This is a genomic window from Anabaena sp. CCY 9910 (assembly GCF_963920875.1).
GTDB lineage: Bacteria > Cyanobacteriota > Cyanobacteriia > Cyanobacteriales > Nostocaceae > Trichormus > Trichormus variabilis.
The window spans coordinates 1-19,217 of sequence record NZ_CAWUDJ010000073.1 but is presented as its reverse complement, the minus strand read 5'-3'; the positions used below and the strand labels follow the sequence as shown (position 1 = coordinate 19,217).

The window sequence follows — 19,217 nt, the reverse complement described above, 5'->3', positions numbered from 1 at the left end:
AAATACTCACGGACGAGTTTTTGATATTCGTGAACGAGTCATAAATACTCACGGATGAGTCTTTTATACTCGTTAAGGTTTTAAGCCTATCCCCGCGTCAGGGAGAGGTACCCTGCGGGTTCGCCGTAAGGCGTTCTCGTAGAGTAGCAAGCTATGGAGAGGGGTTCTTCCAAATCTATCGAACTCACACCAACCGAACCCTATTGCTCATAAATAAGTCCGAACAAAATTTAGAAATTCTGTTTTAAAGCTTGCAAAACTTCATCAGCATCAACGCGACCCCAATGATAGCCCATTTCATCACTCATTAAACGTGCCTTTTCTGCCTCCGCCGTCGCTGCTGAGTAATTATGATTTGCCAGGTGCATCCACCCCAAAGCAACACGGATATCCGCTTCGTGGATGCGATAACCACCACTACAGGCATAATTCAGAGCTTCTTCTAAATCACCACGCGCCGCCGCAACATCACTCCGTCGCGCAGCCCATCGCCCCCGTGCTAGTAGTGCTTCAATTAGAACTGTACGATCACAAATGCTGCGGGCAATTTTGAGGGCTTCATTATAATCTTGACGAGCTTTGTCCTGCTGTCCAACATCTGCATCTAGATCGCCTAGCACACGGTGACATCTGCTGATATCATCAAGCCACTTATTGCGTTGACAAATTTCTAGGTTTGCCTCTGTTACCTGCCGTGCATAGTGTGTATTTTCCACTCGCCGCAGGTAATCAGCGTGCCAGATACTTCCCAAGCCGTATAAATAAAACTCACCAGAGTCAACTTCCCGATACAAAACTTCTGACTGTTGAAAGAATGCACCTGCTGTATCATTTTTACCCTGCAAATAAGCAGTATAAACTTGACAAACTAATAAACTGGACTTGAGTGTCTTATCTTGGCATCGATGAGCAAGGTTCAATCCTTCTCTAGCAGCATCAAAACTAGCTGTGAGTTGTCCGAGATGGGTGTATAACCCTGCTAGGTTAATGTAACCGATGGTGGCATCGTTCCAGTCTTCTCTGCTTAATCGAATGTCGATACTACCCTCAAAGAGAGATACAGCTTCAGCCAAACGTCCCAAACTCATTAAACAAAGCCCTACATGGTTTAATATCCAAGCTTTGCCCTCAAGAGTGCTGACCTGCGCTTCTTGTGATATGTCACCATTAGGAAAGAATTCCAGCATCAAAGCTAGGCTGACATTCCAGGCATTTAGTTTATTAGTCAGTACACGACTTGATCCATGTAATACACGCTCCCAAAAAACATCTAATCCCCTATCATAACTACCAGCACAACAAAGATGATGCACTGCCTCAATTGGGAACGCCAAACTTTCTATACTGGGGTTTTCTGGTATCGGCCCAGCAATTCTGAGGTAATAATCTGCAATGCGTTGATGAATTTCCTTCGCTTGCACACCCAAATCTTTTTGTAGTCGCTGAGAGTAGTGGGCGCTAATAAGGGGGTGCATTGTGTAGTAATTTGCCTCTGGGTAAAAGCGCAAGATGCGATAATTTAGCAATCGTCGAATCATCCCATTAAAGGTAGGACCTCGTAGGTCAGCTAATGGTGCATTCAGCTGTCTTTTGAGTCTAGCTGCTAACCTGCGTTGGCTAGGAAATAAACTATCAATGAACAACCGATACAAACGTTGGAATTCCCGAAATAAAATATCTAGTCTTGATATCGTCTGAAGTTTGCGGCGCGGTAGTTGTCCGGGGAGTACGCCTTGAAATACTGAGGTAAACAGTGATTGTGGAACAGCTAACCGAAATGCACTAAATATTGTTAAAAACTCTTTTTCAGCTTGTGTTAAATGCTCATCATAGCGGCGCAGTACTCGCTGTACTCTTTCATAACGCGGTTCACTTGCTGTAGGTGGCTTGATTTCACTGATGTATTTTACATTGCCATTATGCACATCCACTAAATAAGCTCCCAGCAAACTGAGAACCAAAGCATAGCCGTCCCAATCTGCCACAATTTTATTCAGTTCAGTATCAGCACCTTTGACACCAACTTTTCGTAGTAAAGTGCGCCCCTCTTCTTGGCTCAAGCGCTCTACATCCCGATGGATGTAGGTGGTGAAGTCAATCAAGTCTACCAGTGGCGCACGACTGTTAATTAAACAAAATGACTTATGTTTACCAGCTGCAAACTCCCGCAAAAAATCCCGTAGTTCTAAATTAGTTAATTCGCCGTAATCGTCTCCCTCTTCCTGTTGCAGTACTTCCAACCCATCTAAGATGAAAAGATAACGCCCACTTTTGAGCATTCCATGAATAAAGTTGACTTTTTCTGCCCAAGTCACTTTATAAGGATCAATTCCTGGAACTAAAAATTCTAATGCAGCTTCCAAAAACTCAAGTACATTATTCTTTTCATAAAAACCCCACCAAAACACGCCAATAGGTTGAGGTAAAGATGTGTCGTGTAGCAAATCTTCCAGCCAGCGACGGGTGAGGGAACTTTTACCCTCGCCACCAAAACCAATAAGTCCCACAATTGAGCAATTAGGGTCAACCCAATCCTGATTTAGTGTTTTGAGAAAATCTGCTCTACCCACCCATTCTTCTAAAGGTGCTGGTGCATTATTCAGGTTCGAGATTATCCCTGGTTGAGACACTGGTTGCTCTCCTGTAGGGTTTGCGTTAATTGTAGGCTGGGGTGTAGGTGGCGCATCTGCTAATGGTAAACACATGGGGTCAAAAGTAAGGACTCGACAATCAACAGCAAAACTGGTGTCTCGGTCTTTTTCACTTGTTCCAGAGTCCCAAGTTTCTGCAATCACGCCCACTACTAAGTTACGTTCAATATCCAGAACGGCGGAACCACTCATACCACTGTCGATATGCTGGCTATTCAACATTACAGGGTCGCTGTGCAAAATCAGCGTCTCTGGTGATTCAGCAAAGTCTACTATTTCACCATGTGCTGGTAGTCCTTGGTAATCTTTCAGTCGGCGATAGCCAAAACTCCGGAATTTGTTACCTGCTGAACCTTCCGCCATCCCCAGAATTGCGGGTTCTATCCCATCTGGGAGTGTAGCTGTGTCCAGTTGCAACACAACCACATCATCATCATGGTCAAAAAAACAAGCTGTAACTGTAGCTGTATGTGCTTTCTGTTCTGGCTTTATTGCTTTGGGGAAGTAGACGTTAATTTCTACTCCCTCAGCAACTTGTCCCCCTGCATCCCGCACCACATGACAACAGGTGACAATTTGTCCGGTAAGGGAGACTACAAAACCGGTGCCAATAATCACATTATTGACATCACGAATTTGCACAGTAAAGTTACGCAGATTTTGAATCTGGCTCATTATTGGAATCTTTACGCTCCCAGAGTAACTTTACCTTGAGGCTGGCTTCTCCCGAAGTTTTGGCAATAATTGCGCCCGCTTCAGTATTTAACTTGATGCCAAATTCTAATTCCACTTCCGATGGCTTGTTAGATAATGTATCGATTGTTGCCATTGTCTTTTGTGCCATTTGCCGGATAGTCAGCATGGCTTTGTCCAAGGCTTTCGCCGATTCTTTGGCGATATCTGCTGGTGTCACGCTAACTGACCGCATCCCAGCACTGGGAGCGAATTCTACAATGATTACTGGCTCATCGATGAGGGCATCTTGATTATCCATTGTGTAATATTTTTTACTATATTTTCGGAAATCATAACAGACGATACCAGTATTTTCAATACTGGCATGAAGAGATTTCAAGAAATAGTAAAAAAAGAAATTAGAACTAAGAGACTATCAAATAATCAAATCATTTAACCCAGTCCCATACCGTCGGTTTCAGATATTAATAACTTACCTTGACCTTCATATATCCAAACAAAACCTTCTCCGCCACCTTTACCAAAGTGTCCTAATTTCCGGTAATCTTCTTGAATTCCATTGGTAAATCCTTTCACTAAGTCATAGTCAGCAATGACAGTTTCACCTCTGTGAATTTCAATAATCCTCGCAGGGGTATTTGTACCTGTGACAACTTTAGCTGTTTGTCCTGCTAAGGCTTTAATGGCAATTCTCCATCTACCATCAGCCGAACCAGACATCTGGCGAAATTTCAGTTTTTTGGTTCCTAAAATCACATTGTCAGAACAAAATTGGAATATACCATCATCAAATTCCCATTGTTCTTGGTCTGATATTTCAATATCTGTGTAATGTAAAAATTGACCTTTGGCTCTAGGTTCGAGATAGACATTCCCACTACCTTTATAAACAGGAGCGTTGTAATCTATCTCCGTCATTAAAGCAACCCAGACATCTTTTAATCGATTATCAGTTTTGTAAACACCATGAGTTAATTTACCCAAACATCTATGTAAAGCCCCTTTTTGAATTACAACCCCAGAGTTTTCGAGTTTGATTTCAACTTGCTGAACAAAAGGGATATTTTTGGTGGGATGATAGTATTTGTTGGTGTCTTTATTAATGTTATTTTGTAGATACCACAAATCTGTCGGTTCTATGATTTTGACTTCGTATTGCATAAATTTATTCTTAATAGAGTGGGGTATTTAACTATACTTTATAAAGTCTAAAATAAGACTATTCAGGAGTCATTGGCTTAAATAATTAATATTTATTGCGTTTATATTTGCTTTATGTCAATGTGTGAATTTTTTAAACGCAGAGGAAGACTAAGTAAACGCGGTGAACCAGCGCTGCGGGAGGGTTTCCCTCCGCAGGCGACTGGTGAACCCGAAGGGAGGAACGCGGAGTGTTAGTCTAGTTAACTCGCTATGAATTAATGAAATATTGTAGTTGATGTATGAGTTACACCTGCTCTTTGGCTGGTGGAACAATTCTGCTTTTGGATAATCCGCTATCAATTTCTTGCAAAACTTGAAAATCTTTTTCTGGTAAGGGATAGCTAGCACTATTGAACACGCCTGCGCTGACAGCAGGCTGTTTTTCTAAGAAGGAGAAGGCTTGGCGAAATTGGTGGGGTGCTGCTTTAATGGGTGCATCAAAGTGACAGGGAATAATCCACTGAAAATCCCAACTTGCTACTTTATTAGCCCAGTGAATGGTTTCTTTTGGTGCGCGATTGAGAATCAACTTCTGTAGAACTGGCGCGACAAATAAACGTCCATCCCCTCGCAAAGCCTCAAACGATCGCCTCCAATCATTTTGCCATTTGAAAGGAAACAAGCCAAAATAAGCTCTATATGAGCGTTCTGGCGCTTTTAAGGCTTCTCGCCATACTTCATTCCATTTGGGGATATCTACTGCACTGGGGCGGAAATACAAAGCAAATAAGCTGATGCGTTCCCATCCCTTGCGGCGGTTGGCTTGATTGTCTACAACGATATCCGAGGCTTGATCTTTGGCGTGGAATAGTAAGGGATAGGGGTCTAATTGGACGATCGCCGGCGGATCTGCCGGTACAGAAACGACTGAATCGGTTACAAGTAAAGTATGCGATCGCTTGTGTAAAAATACTACCTCTGCAAACTTACCAGGGCCAAGGTCAATGGTATCTAAGATTGCATAGTCGAACTCATCAGCAAAGGGAGCTTGGCTACTATCTTCCGGGAGTAAATGAGTGCGTTTATTCGGTAAACCCAGCCAACTGAGGGGAAGATTAAGGGGAAAACTCCACTGATTCGGCGCTACAAAGACTTGTGCTTGGGGAAAATATCTGGCGAAGGGGCCGACAAACACCTTATGTTCTAGTCCCGAAATAGTTGGCAGGATGATGTATTTAATATCTCCGTGTTCTATCACCAACTCTTTGACTAATCGGATACATTCAGGAGTAGGCGCAACAGGTGCATATACTAGTAAACCTCCCTCATCCAGTTTGACTACAGTCATGCGAATGGGGACAACGACGTAAAATATCCCCTGCATCTGGTCAAAAGTCCAGATTGTATCTTTAATAACTTCTTGCCGGAGAGTCCGCCGTTTACCGTATGGGTACAGTGGTAAAGTAAACCAGAAAGACCATGACCAATCTCTGGAATTAATTTGTTCTAGATTTTCATCATGCACCACTCCGCAACCCCCTAACTTCGCCATGTTCAAACTATTTTGATTTGAACCCCAAGAATTGGAGTTTAGCAAATTGTGGCAGCAACAAACTAGGAATTTGTGGGGAATATCTGGAGGAAGGCGATCACCTTTTTTATAGTAAACTTGTACTAATTCAACCGTATTTAACGGAGGAACTTATGCGCGAGTCACCGCTTTATCAAGAAATTTTGCAGCAAGGATTTAGACAGGGTAAGTTAGAAACTTTGACACGCCAGCTAACACGGCGATTGGGTACAATTCCTGCTGATATACAGCAACAAATTACGCTGCTATCGATTAATCAACTCGATGCTTTAAGTGAAGCATTATTAGACTTCACAAATACATCAGATTTGGCGAGTTGGTTACAAACTGAAGCAAGGAATTTTATTTAGTTTGAAAAATATTTTGTACCATTTTTTTATCAGAACTTGCAGCAGCTTTATCTAACTCGGCTATTTCCCCAGAGTTTAATTCCCAACCTAGCGCACCGATGTTCTCCTGCGCCTGCTTGACAGACTTTGCACCGGGGATGGGGATAGTTCCTTTGGCGATACACCAGTTCAGCGCGACTTGAGACATGGTTTTATTTCTGGATTGTGCCACATCTTGTAAACATTGGAGAAGCGATCGCACTCCTGGCAACAACTGTCTAAACAATAAACCCCGGACACCTCTTGGAAATGGGCCTTTTTCTGAATATTTTCCTGTCAATATCCCCAACGCCAAAGGACTATATGCAATCAGTTTAATCCCCAGTTGATCACAAACATCTTTTAGCCCCAACTCAGTCACAGGATAGGTAGATAATAAGGAATATTGAACTTGCAGTGTCTTAATTGGTACTCCTCGCTCTGCAAACTTTTGATGTACACGTTGCAGTCTTTTAGTTCCGTAATTAGATAGTCCCACGCCCTTCACTAAACCTTGTTCATACAAATCTGCCAAACCATCTAATAGCCCTTCTTCTTGCCAAGGTGCATAATTGGCAGTTGACCAGTGCATTTGTACCAAGTCAACATTTCTATCCAAGCGTTGAGCAGAGGACTTACAAGCATTTATCATTGATTGGCGTGTCCATCGCCAAGGGTAAGCAGCCAATTTGGTAGCAATGCAAATATTTTCTTGATTAACACCTTGATATTCTTGGGCAAATTGTCCTAACAGCAACTCACTACGACCGTTTAATCGTCCTGTTCCGTAGGAATCCCCTGTATCGAACAAGGTGACACCATTACTCACACAGAGGTTAAAGACAGCTTGTAATTGCTCGTCCATACTTTCGTTATATCCCCAGAGCAATTGGTTTCCCCACGCCCAAGTTCCACAACCCATGCGAGGAAGATATAGTTCTTGGTGAGTTTGCATTGTTCCCTCTGTAGATTTCCTGTATGTCTTCCTCAGTTCATTATCAGATAATGGTGGTTTAGCTGAAAACATCAGAAGCAGGAATTTGACTGATGACTGCGAATTAACCTTTGATTTTGGCAAATAAAGCTTCGTATTGTTTTGTAGCTTCTGGTGGTAGGGGAAGCAAAAATTCGCCTTTAGCAAATACTTCTTGACTATTTAGTAATAAACTACCTAATGATTCCTGAATGTCAGCAGTACTAATATTAGTAACAATTGGGGAATTAGTTTTAGTGAGTAAAGCAATTTGCCTAGCGATATTGGGTTGTAAACAAAAATCAATCCATTGCGATGATAGAGCATCTTGAGTAATTTCTTTGGGGCTTACCCACAAGTCTGCCCAGATGGACGTTCCGGAACGGGGAATCACAAAGCTGAGTTGGGGATAACGCGCCAAAACTGGGATTACATCACTTGACCAACCAACTGCTAGCCAAGTATCTCCAATAATCAGAGGTTCTAAATAGGTATTGGAACTGTAGAATTTTACCTGCTGATTTAAGGTTTGCAGTTCTTTTTCTAAATCTGGGACTGTTGCGAGGTTTTCTGTGTTGTATGATTTTCCTAGTTTCTTTAAGACTAAACCTATCACCTCTCTTGGTTGGTCTAGTAAAGAAATACGCGATCGCAGTTCATTACGCCACAAATCACTCCAATCTTGGGGTGTCCATCCCAATTTTTTAAACTTCTCACGGTCATACACAATTACTGTACTACCCCAGCGATAAGGCGCAGCCCAAACTTTTCCTTGTGGGTCTAGAATACCTTGCTCATTACGCGTTACTAGCTCTCGCCATCTTGAATCTAAGCCAGACCATTGTTTTAATTGCGCTGTCTCTATCGGTTGAATCAGTTTTCTCTCAATTGCTGTTGTTAACCAATAATCTCCTAATGTCACCAAATCAGCTAGAGGAAACGTTTGAGATTGCCTAAATGGAATGAAGCGCGTCCATTCTTGCTTATCGTGAGTTTTTGGGTTGTGTTGCCAATTTACCAATCGTTTATATAACTCTTCTAGTTGTTCAACTGGTGCAAACTTTAACTGCACCTGTTGTTTTAAACTTTGGCGGAATTTATTAACTACTTGACCAGGTATAGAACCTTTTAATAACTGAACGTTGAGGTTTATCTGGTTATTGCCAGTACAGCCTACGAGTAGTTGTGATAAAGTCAGTCCTCCCAGGCTCAATAAAAAAGACCGTCTATCCATAGATTTAGGAATATACATTCTAGATAAATTAAACAGAGATAACAAAGATTGAAGGTTTGAAGCAGCTAGTATTTTGAATAATTAGAGAAAATGAAAGCAAATTATTAATTTACTGAAATATTTCTCATACTTGATATTTTTTCTACAAATTTAATAGCTAGCAGATGGAGAATTGTCATAGTTTCCTCATAGCTCAACTCTAATGCTTATAGCATAAAGTATTTATTAATACAATTTTGCTCAAAAACTTCTATAAAAAAGCATAGCGTCAGATGATATATTACATTCTGGCATCTTATGATTGTTAGTTGATCAAGCGCTAAATCCTTATCCAGTAGAGCTTCACACCTCTCAGTACTCCATTGCTTAATTTTTCTTAATCAAAAAGTGAGCATACTATTTATAGAATATTTATTTTTTTGGATAAATGAATAAATATGTTTCCTTCTTCAAAGGAAAGTTTGAAACATTAAATAATTCATAAGTATATTTAACATTGTCAGTAAATTGAATAACATAGAGAAAATGTGCGGACGAGGGTATTAAATGGAGTCATTACAACAACAAATCCTGGCTATGAGTCATAAGCTGGATGCCCTCTACCAGGTTATTGAGCAGCTTGATATGAGAGTCGCTCAAGCTTTTTCGGAATGTTCTTTAGCCAGAACCGAAGCAAAAGATAATTATCTGGAGAATAATGAGGCTGGTAACTACCAGTTCAAAGGACAGATCGGTTTTAATCAGGAACTAGAACATAAGGACGTATTGATAGACGGTGTTTACCTAGACATGAGCCGTCAAAGTGGAGAAAAAATCATATCACCAGAAATTCAAATACAACGACTAACGGCACAATTAACCGCAGCTTACAATCGAATTGCAGCTTTAGAAGAACAATTACTTAGAGAAAGAATTCACTAACCTAATTAATCAAAAGTCAATCTATCAAGGCTTTACCGGTAACTTGATTGAGTCCGGTATTTTTGTTTTTGGTGATTGGTAATTCCTTTTTCCCTACGACCTATCTATCAAGAAGACGTTGAATCTGGTTTTCAATTGCTTGTAAAAGTTGATGTTGTTGCCAATTCTTATAAAGATTAGCGGCTATGCAGGCAGCACCAGCACCTACGCCTTCCTTGACGAATCCTTGCTCATAGGCTTGGAGTTGGGGGTATTGAGAGTCAACAAAACTCAGTTGGGTAGCCAAAAGTGAAGGAGTTGTCATCTGAGGATATTGACTGTTTTTACCTATATTTAGGGCTAATTCTACCGTACCGCCCGTTGAGTCTTCTGCTACCCAACGGGTTGTACCTACTACCACGGCTGTGGGTTGCCAAGATAAATTGTAAGTTTGAGCGATCGCACTCGCCAGAGCATAAACCGCTAACATTTGCGTACCACCAGCTAACATTACACCACAACTGCGACTAGCGGCGATCGCCATTCCCGCCACCACAACCTGCATGGGATCACCAACTGCGGCGACTAATTTGAGGGGATCGATGGGGGACTGGGGACTGGGGACTGGGGACTGGGGATTGGGTATTAAGGGAAAATCTTGGAGTAATTTCTCCCCCTGCTTCCCCTGCCTCCCCTGCCCCCTCTGCCCCCTCTGCCCCCTCTGCCCCCTTGCCCCTGCCTCTTTCCCCGCCTCCAAACCTTGCTGTACCACTTGCCATTTCTGCTCATGGTTACAAACTGGGTGACTGCTGTTAACTTTGCCTGCTGCATTTATGCCCAGACCAGTTAAAATTGCCAGCGCAGTGGTAGTACCACCAACAACACATTCACTGAGAATTACATATGCTTCTGGAACTTCAGTCGCTAGGCGTTCCCCCCAAAGTAAACCTTGCTTAAATAGATGTTCTACGGTGGTTAATTCCATCGCCGCGCCTGTACTCAAGCATTTAGCAGGACAACCACCTAAATCAATTGCTGGTATGGCTGGGGACTGAGGTAAACCAGCATTAAATAAATAAATGGGCATCTTGAGTGCTTCTATAACAGCACGAGAGATGAGGACAGGAGATGCACCAGCCGTCAATGGTGGTAGAGGATATTGGGGCTGATATTCTGCACCGTAGTATAAAAATTCAGCATCAGCACAAGCAGTATACTTTCGATCCTCTGGAGTGCGACCAGCCGCCGAAATGCCCGGAATGAGACCAGTTTCTGTAAAACCGAGAATACAAGTAAATAAAGGCAGGCGATCGCTATATCGTCGCAACCAAGCCTCACCCTGTTCAATTTCAGTATAAATGTGAATGGTCATTTGTTAGTTGTTAGTGGTCAGTTGTCAGTTGTCAGTTGTCAACGGTCAACAGTCAAACAAGAAGGTTTTGGACTAATGACTAATGACTAATGACTAATGACTATTGACTAATTTTCAATAATCCATCAGGACTTGTACCCAACGAGGTGGACGGGGAATGGGATTTCCTAAGCGATCTAAGAGTAGCCACGCTGCCAAGTGTACAACAAACAGATAAATAAAGTTATTGATGATAATCAATGCTACTGCCCCAAACTGGATCAAAAGTACACTAGGACTATTTAATAATCCCAGTTTCAAGAATATCCACTCTATGAGTTCTGTTACTTGGGTAATTAAATAAATCCACAGGTCTTCTCCCGACAACACAGACAACAACCACAACCGAAAAAAGACCCCTAAAGTACCCAACAGCGTACCCAGCGTGATCGAAACAATCCAGGGAGCGCGACGATACCATGTTGCTCCCAGCAGCACACCCATAAACGCAAAAGGCATGACGAACAACAGACTACGGACTGGCCCCATCAGTACAGACAATAATAAACCAGAAGTAACAGCCGCCATCCATGCTGCTCGTTTACCCCAACGCAGATAAACTAATGCAATGGGTACAGGAAAAAATATCCGCAACACCGGGCCAAGGGGAAAGTAAAAATTGATAAACCAAATCAAGCTAGCGGTGCTTGCTAAGAAAGCTGTCTCTACCATCCTTAAGGGCGCATCAACTTTCAACTGGGGAGATAGTAAATTGTGTTGCTCTCCTCCGTTGGTCTGAGCATTGTGTTTCTGAGACTCTTGCTGATCTGATGGTGGATTTTGGGGATTTAGAGATTCAGGGGATGTCTCTTCCTCTGGCTCATCTGGTAGAGAATCTAAAATACTCATCTTGAAAATTCGTTAAATTAACATTTTCTCTAAGGCTGACAAATCTGGAATACAAATAGTGTCTTGATCTCGCTTAATCAAGCCTTTTTTTTCTAACCTTGTCAATACCCTGGTAACAGTTTCTCGTGCCAAACCGCTCAAACTACTTAGCTCTCGATGAGGTAAATTAGGGAGTTCCGTTCCGGTTTGTCCTCGTTTTCCTTGACCTTCCGCTAAAAACAGCAAAGTGTCTGCTACCCGCGACTGACTATCAGATTCCCGCAGCCGCAAACGCCGATTTACTTGTCGCAAGCGCCGAGCCATCAACTGAGATAAACGCACTCCCGCCAAAGGTTCTGTATGTAATAACTTGACAAAATCTTGAGAAGGCATACTACCAATCATCGTGGTAGTCAAAGTAATTACATCAGTGGATCGAGGTACTTCATCTAGTGCTGCCATTTCACCAAACAATTCTCCCGTACCCAGAATATTCAATGTCACCTCTTTCCCTTCGAGATTATAAGTACGGATTTTTACCCAACCTTCGACTATAAAATATACAGAGCCGCCCCAGTCGTTTTCTAGTAGTATGACCTGATTAGCTGGGTGTGTACGAGTGACAAGGTGATTGAGGGCTAATTCTACAGCAGTTTCTGGTAGCCCTTGAAAAAAGGGAGCCGAGATCATCCAAGGATTAGCAGGTGACTGCAAGCTATATCGGTCTTCCATTACGACATTATGATAATTAAGCGGCTATATGTAAAAAATTAAAACGCTATATTTTAGCCTAAGCGATTGAGTAATAGTTATTACACAAAGGTCTTATTTAAAATCGTATCTTATGGTTTCCATCTGCGTTACCCCTATACACGCAGTTGCTTTCCGCTTTCATTAGGTAGTGAGTATGCACTGATGACAAGAGGAAAGATGAAAAAGGGGCTAAGGACATATCAATTCAGAACTAAAAAATTTTTTCTTCTGCTATCCTGCACCCTCATACTCGTTTCCCAGATACTTTTCTAGTACCTAACTTAATTGACCGAAAATTGCCGAACAACCTTAATGATACTCAAAGTAGTTAATTTTTGCTAATAAATCTATACCAGGGGTTGCCATTCAGGAACTTTTGCATCAAAACATAATTACTGTTGTCACCAAGAAGCATCTCATCAAGGCGTGATTTTAAGATTTGTGACAGCATAACTCTTCATTGGCAAGGATTTTAAGTGTATTTGCCTCGTTTTATCAGCAAAGTACTGCTATATAATAGGCAATTTGCTTGGCGGTTTGGTTTTTTTTATGTTTTCATACTATGAAGTCCAAGAGACTGTAACATCGTCTGAGAAACTGACTGGAAAAAGTGTTGAGTGCTGTTAGCGGTAGCAGGGCATTAAGCAGCGTCTTGAATCACAATTCTAAAACCTGATCTAAGCGCCTCTTTTTCACTTTTGATAGTTACCAATTGACGGTATTGGCGGCAACCCCAGGGAATGCCACAAATATCTGTCATAAATAAAACAAATGCGCTGACTAACTCTCAGTAATTTTATTGATTGTAAATTAATTTTCTAATCCAGTTAACCTAACATTTGTAGCTAAGGTAATTTAAAGTGACTTCCCGCACTGATGAAATTCAAAAATTGATTGCAGATATTGACAATTTGCTCAACAGCAATGGCAAGCGCCTGTCTAGGCTTTTGTCTAGTCAGGCGCAAGAGCCAAAAGAGGTTTTAGAAAAAGTTCGTAATTTTTTGGTCAGTCTCCAAGGGAGTGAAACATCAGAGAATGAACCAAATCATAATTCCCGGCTGTTGACAAAATTTGTTGAACAAGGTCAAAATCAGTCTGCACCACAACCCCATCAGCCACATCAAGAAGATAATAATATTCCATTCCAACAATTAAAAAACGAATTGTCAGAATTAATACAGCCGTTGCAAGGGGAAATTACAGCGCTGTTGCAAGAGCGAACAATTCTGGCACAAGAAATTAGACAACTAGAACAAAAACGGTTACAAAATTACTCCTTAAGTCAGCAGTTAGCCAACCAAGAGCAGATTATCACAGACTTTCTACAAGTACTCATGAGTCGCTTACTGCCAGTTTTAACACCACAGATAACAGAGGGGGGCGTAAACCCCACTAGTTATAACAGCAGTAACAGCGCCAGATTAGACTTACCTCCTGCAATAACTCCAACTTTTTGGGAATCATCAGAACAGGGAGACAGGCTAACACAACTAACAAAAGAGTTAGATCAACGCTTACTATCACTAGATGGTACTGTTAACGTTGTTTTCGAGGCGCTACAACGCAATATTAATACCTATCACGAATCTCTGTCTCAAGCACTGGCAAGAATGCACAGTACGGGATTACAAAGCGAACAGTTGATGGCTGGCTTCATCAACAATTGGACACAATCTCTACAACAATTGTCTAATTTCCAGCCATCTGTTCCTAAAGAGGAAAATCCTGCACCCACAGCCCCACCACCATCATCAATTCCGGTTCATACTGTGATTGAAGTCTCAACGCCAACTAATTCTAGTACTACTGTAGTTCGTCAAGAATCAACTTCTACGGTAGAATTTGACCAAAAATCGCCGTCAGAGATAGATACAGATGAGCTGGATGCAGTACTTTTGCAGCTTGGTGTTGATGCACCTTTATCTTTAGAGAACCCTGACAATCTCACCACACTATTACCCAATAGTTGGGAATTTGCCAATGATGAAGTTGATCTAATTTATGCCAGTTTGTTTGGTAATGATAATTTTGCAGGTGAAAGTCTGGAAATCAGCCCAGATTTAATTACTCCCGATTTACTGGAGTTGAATGTTGATGATAGCTCTGCTGGAATTGAAAGTAATTTTCTAGCTGAGGCGGATACTGCGGCAATTATGCCAGATGTATGGTTTGATCAATCAGATACTGATTTGTTTGATTTTAGTGATCCTCCAGAGACGGAAATCCCGATTTTACAGGCAGAATCTCCTGAAGTATCAGCAGAAGCATCAACAACGTCGTTGTTATTAGATCAACCAGAGGCTGAACTGTTTAATTTCAGTGATGCTCCAACGCCAGAAAACCCAGTTTTATTAACACAATCAACGGGTTTACCAACAGAGCCGGAAGTTCCGTTGAATGTTTCTGTCTTGCCAGAAATTGAACCTGTACAACCAAACAGTACTGATACGATTACATCTCTGGTAGATATTGAGTTTGCCGAAGAGTTGGCGGATGTGCCTGTGCTTCTAGAACAGACAGATGTCCTCCAGATTGCCCAAGAAATAGAAGTTATTACGCCTCATGAGCAGCCTGAGGATACGACAGACCATTATATTCCCGCTTCGCCGCAGGAAAATTTACTATCTTCCGAAGTAACTCAGTTGGTTAACCCACCAGATATTTCTCTGAATGAGGAGCAATGGCTACAATTACATCAGGATTTGGCGAAGTTAGATGATTATGGGTCATCCGAGTCAGAGCCAGTAAATGAGCCGGAGGTCGCTGATACTGTAGTTGACCACCAAGAAAAGCCAATCCAACCACCAATTACTGAAACAAGTAATGTTGTTGCTTTCTCTGTTCCTGAGGTTAACCAGACTTCTGTTATACCTCCAACGACCAATGTCTTAAATTTTACGACAACTAATGAAAAACCAACGGAGGTTCCCTCTACTGGTCAAAAAAATCCAGCAGATTCTACCAATCATAATGTTAACAAAGATACTGATACTAAGTCTCGTAGTGACGATTCCATCTGGTATTTAGGCATTGATTTGGGAACCACAGGAATTTCTGCTGCTTTGTTAAATCGCTCTACTGGTGTTGTGCATCCTATTTACTGGTCAACGGAGGCTCAACCAGGGGCAAATTCATTCCAGCAATCGTTCCGGCTACCAGCCGAAGTTTATTTGCCGACGGCTTCTGTACCCCAAGTTACTTCTGAGCAAGAGGTGGCTGAGATCAAAAATCATCTGTATTCAGTCCAGTTGAAGCCGTATTTACAAGTAGCTATCCCCTACAAAAATGAGCAGCAGAGATGGGAGCCTGTACTGCAATTTAATGAATCATCTGCTGGGCCTTTGATTTGGGTAGTACGATCGCTCTCCAAATTACTCCTGACCCTCAAAGCAGACCGCTACAGCACAACTCAGGGGTTAATCGCTACGGCGGTCGGTCTGAATCAACGCACTTTTCATGGTATTGTCAGTAATATTGCGGGGATTATTTGTAATTGTCCTTCTAGTTGGTCAGAACAATATCGGTTTAATGTCCGAGAAGCTTTACTCACAAGTAAGTTAGTTCAACATCCCCAGCAAGTATTTTTTGTGGAAGAGGCGATCGCTAGTCTCCTCAGTTTTATCGATGGTGGTAATGGTCAGGTAGTACAATTAAGCACTCACCAAGGTTTATCCCCAGCCAAAAATAGCGATCATGCTTTGGTAGGTAACACCTTAATCATGAATATCGGAGGAACAGCCACAGAAATGGCGCTGGTGGATATTCCTGAGAATCTATCCCAACTGACACATAATAATTTCATGCTCCACAGTTTTGCCTATGCCAGCAAAGGAATCGAGCAGGATATTATCTGTCAATTACTCGCATCGCCAAAATACCGGAAAGCTCGCTGGGAAAGCTTAGAAGATAATCAGAAAATTACCAGTAATCCTTGGCAATGGCAACCGTCTATGCCTGGTTTAGACCGGATGCAATGGGAAAGTTTGGGATTGGAAAAATTAGAATTGCCTCGTTTGGGAGAACCTGATATTCCGGCACGGATTCGCCTCCAGCAACATTTGGAAAGTTCTCTCTTAGGACAAGCAGTTTTAGATGCAGCCCTAGCATTAAAACTAATTTTGCAACATCAAGAATCTTTTACCCTAGAATTAGCAGACCAACGATGGGTGTTACAGCGTCGAGAATTAGAAAGTCAGGTATTTGTTCCCTTTGCCCGTCGCCTAAATCGGGAACTCAACAAATTATTAGTAGCCCGTGGTATACCCACAGAAGCAATTAATCAAGCAATTCTCACAGGTGGGGTGGCTAACTTAGGGGTTGTCAACCTGTGGTTGCGACAAAAACTCCCCAATGCCAAAATTATTCAAGACTCATACCTGGGAGAAAATGGCGCACCTAATTGTAGTCGTGTTGCTTGTGGTTTAGCTTTACTACCCCTACATTCCCAAGTTTTGGAAGAATCTAGACATCAATACACAGACTACTTCCTATTTACAGAATTACTGCGACTCTTGCCCAACCGGACTTTATCTTTTAGTGAAATTCTCCAGTTATTTGAAGGACGCGGAATCAATACTAATATTTGTCAGCAACGACTATTAGCTTTCCTCGAAGGAGAATTGCCGGCCGGCTTGATACCCGCCTCCCCAGAATCTAGCTGGCTTACCCAACATTCCCTCAGTAATCTTGACTATCAAGCGATGTCTACGACGGGCTACGCCAACACCAACACACCACTTTTTGAAAAACAAGGCAATCTCACCTACCGCCCCAATTCCCAACAATTGCAGGCGCTCCACCGTTATCTTGATGCCATCAAAGCCAGCACTCAACAATCACTGGAGGAACCTTATACCGTTGATTTTGCTTATGTCTAAGGAGTGGGGAGTAGTAATTGCTGTCAGCAGTTTCAGGGCATTTAACCTCTGCTGAATCAGAGATTCTCCCCCTATCTACTACACTTCCTGCCTTTACATTCTTATTTTTGAACTAAAGACGGAATTATTGATAAATTAATGATGCTGATTGATCAACCGAAAGCTCTTGAAGGTATAGAACCAGAATTATTATGAAATCCCTGCACCGTCCTGATCTATATAGCTGGTCTACTTTCAACCCTGCAAGAAATATTGATTTCAATGGGTTTGCCTGGATTCGCCCTGAAGGCAATATCTTGATTGATCCAGTAGCTTTATCAAATCACGATTGGAAGCACTTGGAATCTCTCGGTGGAGTGCATTGGATTGTCCTGACAAACTCTGATCATGTGAGGTCAGCGAAGGAAATTGCCGACCAAACCTATACCAAAATAGCCGGGCCAATCGCAGAGAAAGAGCATTTTCCTATATATTGCGATCGCTGGTTATCTGATGGTGATGAACTTGTACCAGGATTAAAGGTAATGGAACTACAAGGTTCTAAAACTCCCGGAGAGTTAGCATTGCTGTTGGAAGAAACAACCTTAATTACAGGGGATTTAGTCCGGGCATATCGAGCAGGAGGTTTAGAGATATTACCTGATGAAAAGCTGATGAATAAGCAAAAAGTCGTGGCTTCAGTCCGCAGATTAGCCGCATTGGAGAAGGTAGAAGCTGTGTTAGTAGGAGATGGTTGGTCTGTGTTTCGGGATGGACGCGATCGCCTCAAAGAACTTGTAGCAACTTTGGCATAAATTTAGAGGTAATCAGCTACGCCATCGCTCTTCATTTAGAATCTATCTTCAGAGAGAGTATTATTTTTTACAAATATACTGTAGAAATTAATGTGTTTATCGGATTAATCATAGTGAATCATGATAGAAAAAGCCACTCACTCATTTTTTTTGCTCATGATTGCATAAATTGCTGCGACAGTAATGAAAAGTAATTAAGGCAATTGTGGAAAGTCCAACTCCACCAAAAATGAAGTTTATTAGCCCCATAATGACAGGGCGAGAGGTAATATTATGATTCACCACATATCTATTTCTGTTGAAAATCCCCAGCACGTAGCTCAAGTACTGGCAGAAGTTCTTAATGGAGAAGCTGTTCCCTTTTTCCCCCATCCAGGTAGCTACATGGTTTTTCCATTAGATGAATACGGTACAGGAATCGAAGTTTATCCTTTAGAAACATATATAAAACCTGGTGAAGGTGAGCAAGGAGGCATTTTTGCAGAAGCTAGCAATGTTTCCGGCTTTACCGCCACTCATGCAGCTATTTCAGTCTCTGCTACAGAAGAAAAAATTGCAGAAATTGGCAACCGGGAAGGTTGGAGAACAGTACGCTGTAATCGTGATTCCTTCTTTGATGTGATTGAGTTTTGGTTAGAAAACAAAATCATGATAGAACTTTTAACACCAGAAATGGCAAACCAATATTTACAAGTAACACACCCAAAAAATTTGAAGAAAATGTTCGCTGCTGCATAATTTTTTTCCCACAAGCAGTAAGAATTCACAATTACTCTGCGGGTGGGCTGACGCTTACCTAGCAAAGCAAGCTACTTAATTATTAATGTTCCAAGACTAGACTTGCTGCTACGTAATTGCTTCTCGACAAAAGTTTCTGTTATTTTTAATGCGTAATTTATTTACGGCATTTTGTACCAACAGGAAATTAATTCAAACTGCCAGATCTGAAGGGGTGACAAAGAGGCTGAAGCTCAGGAAATAGAAGAGTGTGACTGTTT

Annotated in this window: 14 protein-coding genes; 5 read left to right on the top strand and 9 right to left on the bottom strand. The window is 41.8% G+C overall.

Features of this window, described 5'->3' with window-relative positions; all coding sequences use genetic code 11:
• Positions 1–230: 230 nt before the first annotated feature.
• From ACM5QX_RS28310 to ACM5QX_RS28295, 4 genes are all read right to left on the bottom strand, one after another.
• On the bottom strand, positions 231–3,326 hold the full coding sequence (locus ACM5QX_RS28310) for a trypsin-like peptidase domain-containing protein (protein WP_414756547.1): 3,096 nt from the start codon (positions 3,324–3,326) through the stop codon (positions 231–233).
• Positions 3,301–3,726: a CU044_2847 family protein gene (locus ACM5QX_RS28305; protein ID WP_414756546.1), complete on the bottom strand. Its 426-nt coding sequence runs from the start codon at positions 3,724–3,726 to the stop codon at positions 3,301–3,303. The genes ACM5QX_RS28310 and ACM5QX_RS28305 overlap by 26 nt, the downstream gene beginning before the upstream one ends.
• A 53-nt stretch (positions 3,727–3,779) precedes the next feature.
• A complete protein-coding gene (locus tag ACM5QX_RS28300) occupies positions 3,780–4,508 on the bottom strand; it encodes an AIM24 family protein (protein WP_414756545.1) in 729 nt (242 codons plus the stop codon).
• A gap of 286 nt (positions 4,509–4,794) precedes the next feature.
• Complete coding sequence (locus ACM5QX_RS28295) at positions 4,795–6,042, bottom strand: DUF4336 domain-containing protein (RefSeq protein WP_414756544.1); 1,248 nt, start codon at positions 6,040–6,042, stop codon at positions 4,795–4,797.
• A 152-nt stretch (positions 6,043–6,194) separates the two neighbouring features.
• On the opposite strand from ACM5QX_RS28295, the gene ACM5QX_RS28290 reads away from it, so the two are divergent.
• Complete coding sequence (locus tag ACM5QX_RS28290; RefSeq protein WP_414756543.1) at positions 6,195–6,431, top strand: DUF4351 domain-containing protein; 237 nt, start codon at positions 6,195–6,197, stop codon at positions 6,429–6,431.
• Here the strand turns inward: ACM5QX_RS28290 and ACM5QX_RS28285 are convergent.
• Positions 6,424–7,404, bottom strand: coding sequence for an aldo/keto reductase (locus tag ACM5QX_RS28285; protein WP_414756542.1), 981 nt, complete (start codon positions 7,402–7,404; stop codon positions 6,424–6,426). The genes ACM5QX_RS28290 and ACM5QX_RS28285 overlap by 8 nt on opposite strands.
• Before the next feature lie 103 nt (positions 7,405–7,507).
• Positions 7,508–8,656 (bottom strand): extracellular solute-binding protein, encoded by a 1,149-nt coding sequence (locus ACM5QX_RS28280; protein WP_414756541.1) that lies wholly within the window; start codon positions 8,654–8,656, stop codon positions 7,508–7,510.
• 546 nt (positions 8,657–9,202) lie between these two features.
• Here ACM5QX_RS28280 and ACM5QX_RS28275 point away from each other — a divergent pair.
• Positions 9,203–9,577, top strand: coding sequence for a hypothetical protein (locus ACM5QX_RS28275; protein WP_414756540.1), 375 nt, complete (start codon positions 9,203–9,205; stop codon positions 9,575–9,577).
• 100 nt (positions 9,578–9,677) lie between these two features.
• Here ACM5QX_RS28275 and ACM5QX_RS28270 read toward each other — a convergent pair whose 3' ends face one another.
• The 3 genes from ACM5QX_RS28270 to ACM5QX_RS28260 all read right to left on the bottom strand — a co-directional run bounded on the left by ACM5QX_RS28270 (position 9,678) and on the right by ACM5QX_RS28260 (position 12,527).
• Positions 9,678–10,928, bottom strand: a complete 1,251-nt coding sequence (locus tag ACM5QX_RS28270) for a nicotinate-nucleotide--dimethylbenzimidazole phosphoribosyltransferase (protein WP_414756539.1) — start codon at positions 10,926–10,928, stop codon at positions 9,678–9,680.
• A gap of 114 nt (positions 10,929–11,042) precedes the next feature.
• Positions 11,043–11,816, bottom strand: coding sequence for a DUF2232 domain-containing protein (locus ACM5QX_RS28265; RefSeq protein ID WP_414756538.1), 774 nt, complete (start codon positions 11,814–11,816; stop codon positions 11,043–11,045).
• Positions 11,817–11,828: 12 nt separating this feature from the next.
• On the bottom strand, positions 11,829–12,527 hold the full coding sequence (locus ACM5QX_RS28260; protein WP_011319805.1) for a Crp/Fnr family transcriptional regulator: 699 nt from the start codon (positions 12,525–12,527) through the stop codon (positions 11,829–11,831).
• Between the two features lie 881 nt (positions 12,528–13,408).
• Here ACM5QX_RS28260 and ACM5QX_RS28255 point away from each other — a divergent pair.
• The 3 genes from ACM5QX_RS28255 to ACM5QX_RS28245 all read left to right on the top strand — a co-directional run bounded on the left by ACM5QX_RS28255 (position 13,409) and on the right by ACM5QX_RS28245 (position 18,957).
• Positions 13,409–17,425 carry a hypothetical protein gene (locus ACM5QX_RS28255; protein WP_414756537.1) on the top strand — a complete coding sequence of 1,339 codons (4,017 nt, stop codon included), beginning with the start codon at positions 13,409–13,411 and terminating at the stop codon, positions 17,423–17,425.
• A gap of 191 nt (positions 17,426–17,616) precedes the next feature.
• A complete protein-coding gene (locus ACM5QX_RS28250; RefSeq protein WP_414756536.1) occupies positions 17,617–18,219 on the top strand; it encodes an MBL fold metallo-hydrolase in 603 nt (200 codons plus the stop codon).
• A 273-nt stretch (positions 18,220–18,492) separates the two neighbouring features.
• Positions 18,493–18,957: a hypothetical protein gene (locus ACM5QX_RS28245; protein WP_011319808.1), complete on the top strand. Its 465-nt coding sequence runs from the start codon at positions 18,493–18,495 to the stop codon at positions 18,955–18,957.
• Positions 18,958–19,217: the final 260 nt, after the last annotated feature.

Coding starts and splice junctions, on each gene's coding strand:
- ACM5QX_RS28300 (WP_414756545.1), bottom strand. CDS start 4,508: ATGCAATACGAAGTCAAAATCATAGAACCGACAGATTTGTGGTATCTA.
- ACM5QX_RS28285 (WP_414756542.1), bottom strand. CDS start 7,404: ATGCAAACTCACCAAGAACTATATCTTCCTCGCATGGGTTGTGGAACT.
- ACM5QX_RS28310 (WP_414756547.1), bottom strand. CDS start 3,326: ATGAGCCAGATTCAAAATCTGCGTAACTTTACTGTGCAAATTCGTGAT.
- ACM5QX_RS28290 (WP_414756543.1), top strand. CDS start 6,195: ATGCGCGAGTCACCGCTTTATCAAGAAATTTTGCAGCAAGGATTTAGA.
- ACM5QX_RS28270 (WP_414756539.1), bottom strand. CDS start 10,928: ATGACCATTCACATTTATACTGAAATTGAACAGGGTGAGGCTTGGTTG.
- ACM5QX_RS28260 (WP_011319805.1), bottom strand. CDS start 12,527: ATGGAAGACCGATATAGCTTGCAGTCACCTGCTAATCCTTGGATGATC.
- ACM5QX_RS28245 (WP_011319808.1), top strand. CDS start 18,493: ATGATTCACCACATATCTATTTCTGTTGAAAATCCCCAGCACGTAGCT.
- ACM5QX_RS28295 (WP_414756544.1), bottom strand. CDS start 6,042: ATGGCGAAGTTAGGGGGTTGCGGAGTGGTGCATGATGAAAATCTAGAA.
- ACM5QX_RS28265 (WP_414756538.1), bottom strand. CDS start 11,816: ATGAGTATTTTAGATTCTCTACCAGATGAGCCAGAGGAAGAGACATCC.
- ACM5QX_RS28250 (WP_414756536.1), top strand. CDS start 17,617: ATGAAATCCCTGCACCGTCCTGATCTATATAGCTGGTCTACTTTCAAC.
- ACM5QX_RS28275 (WP_414756540.1), top strand. CDS start 9,203: ATGGAGTCATTACAACAACAAATCCTGGCTATGAGTCATAAGCTGGAT.
- ACM5QX_RS28280 (WP_414756541.1), bottom strand. CDS start 8,656: ATGGATAGACGGTCTTTTTTATTGAGCCTGGGAGGACTGACTTTATCA.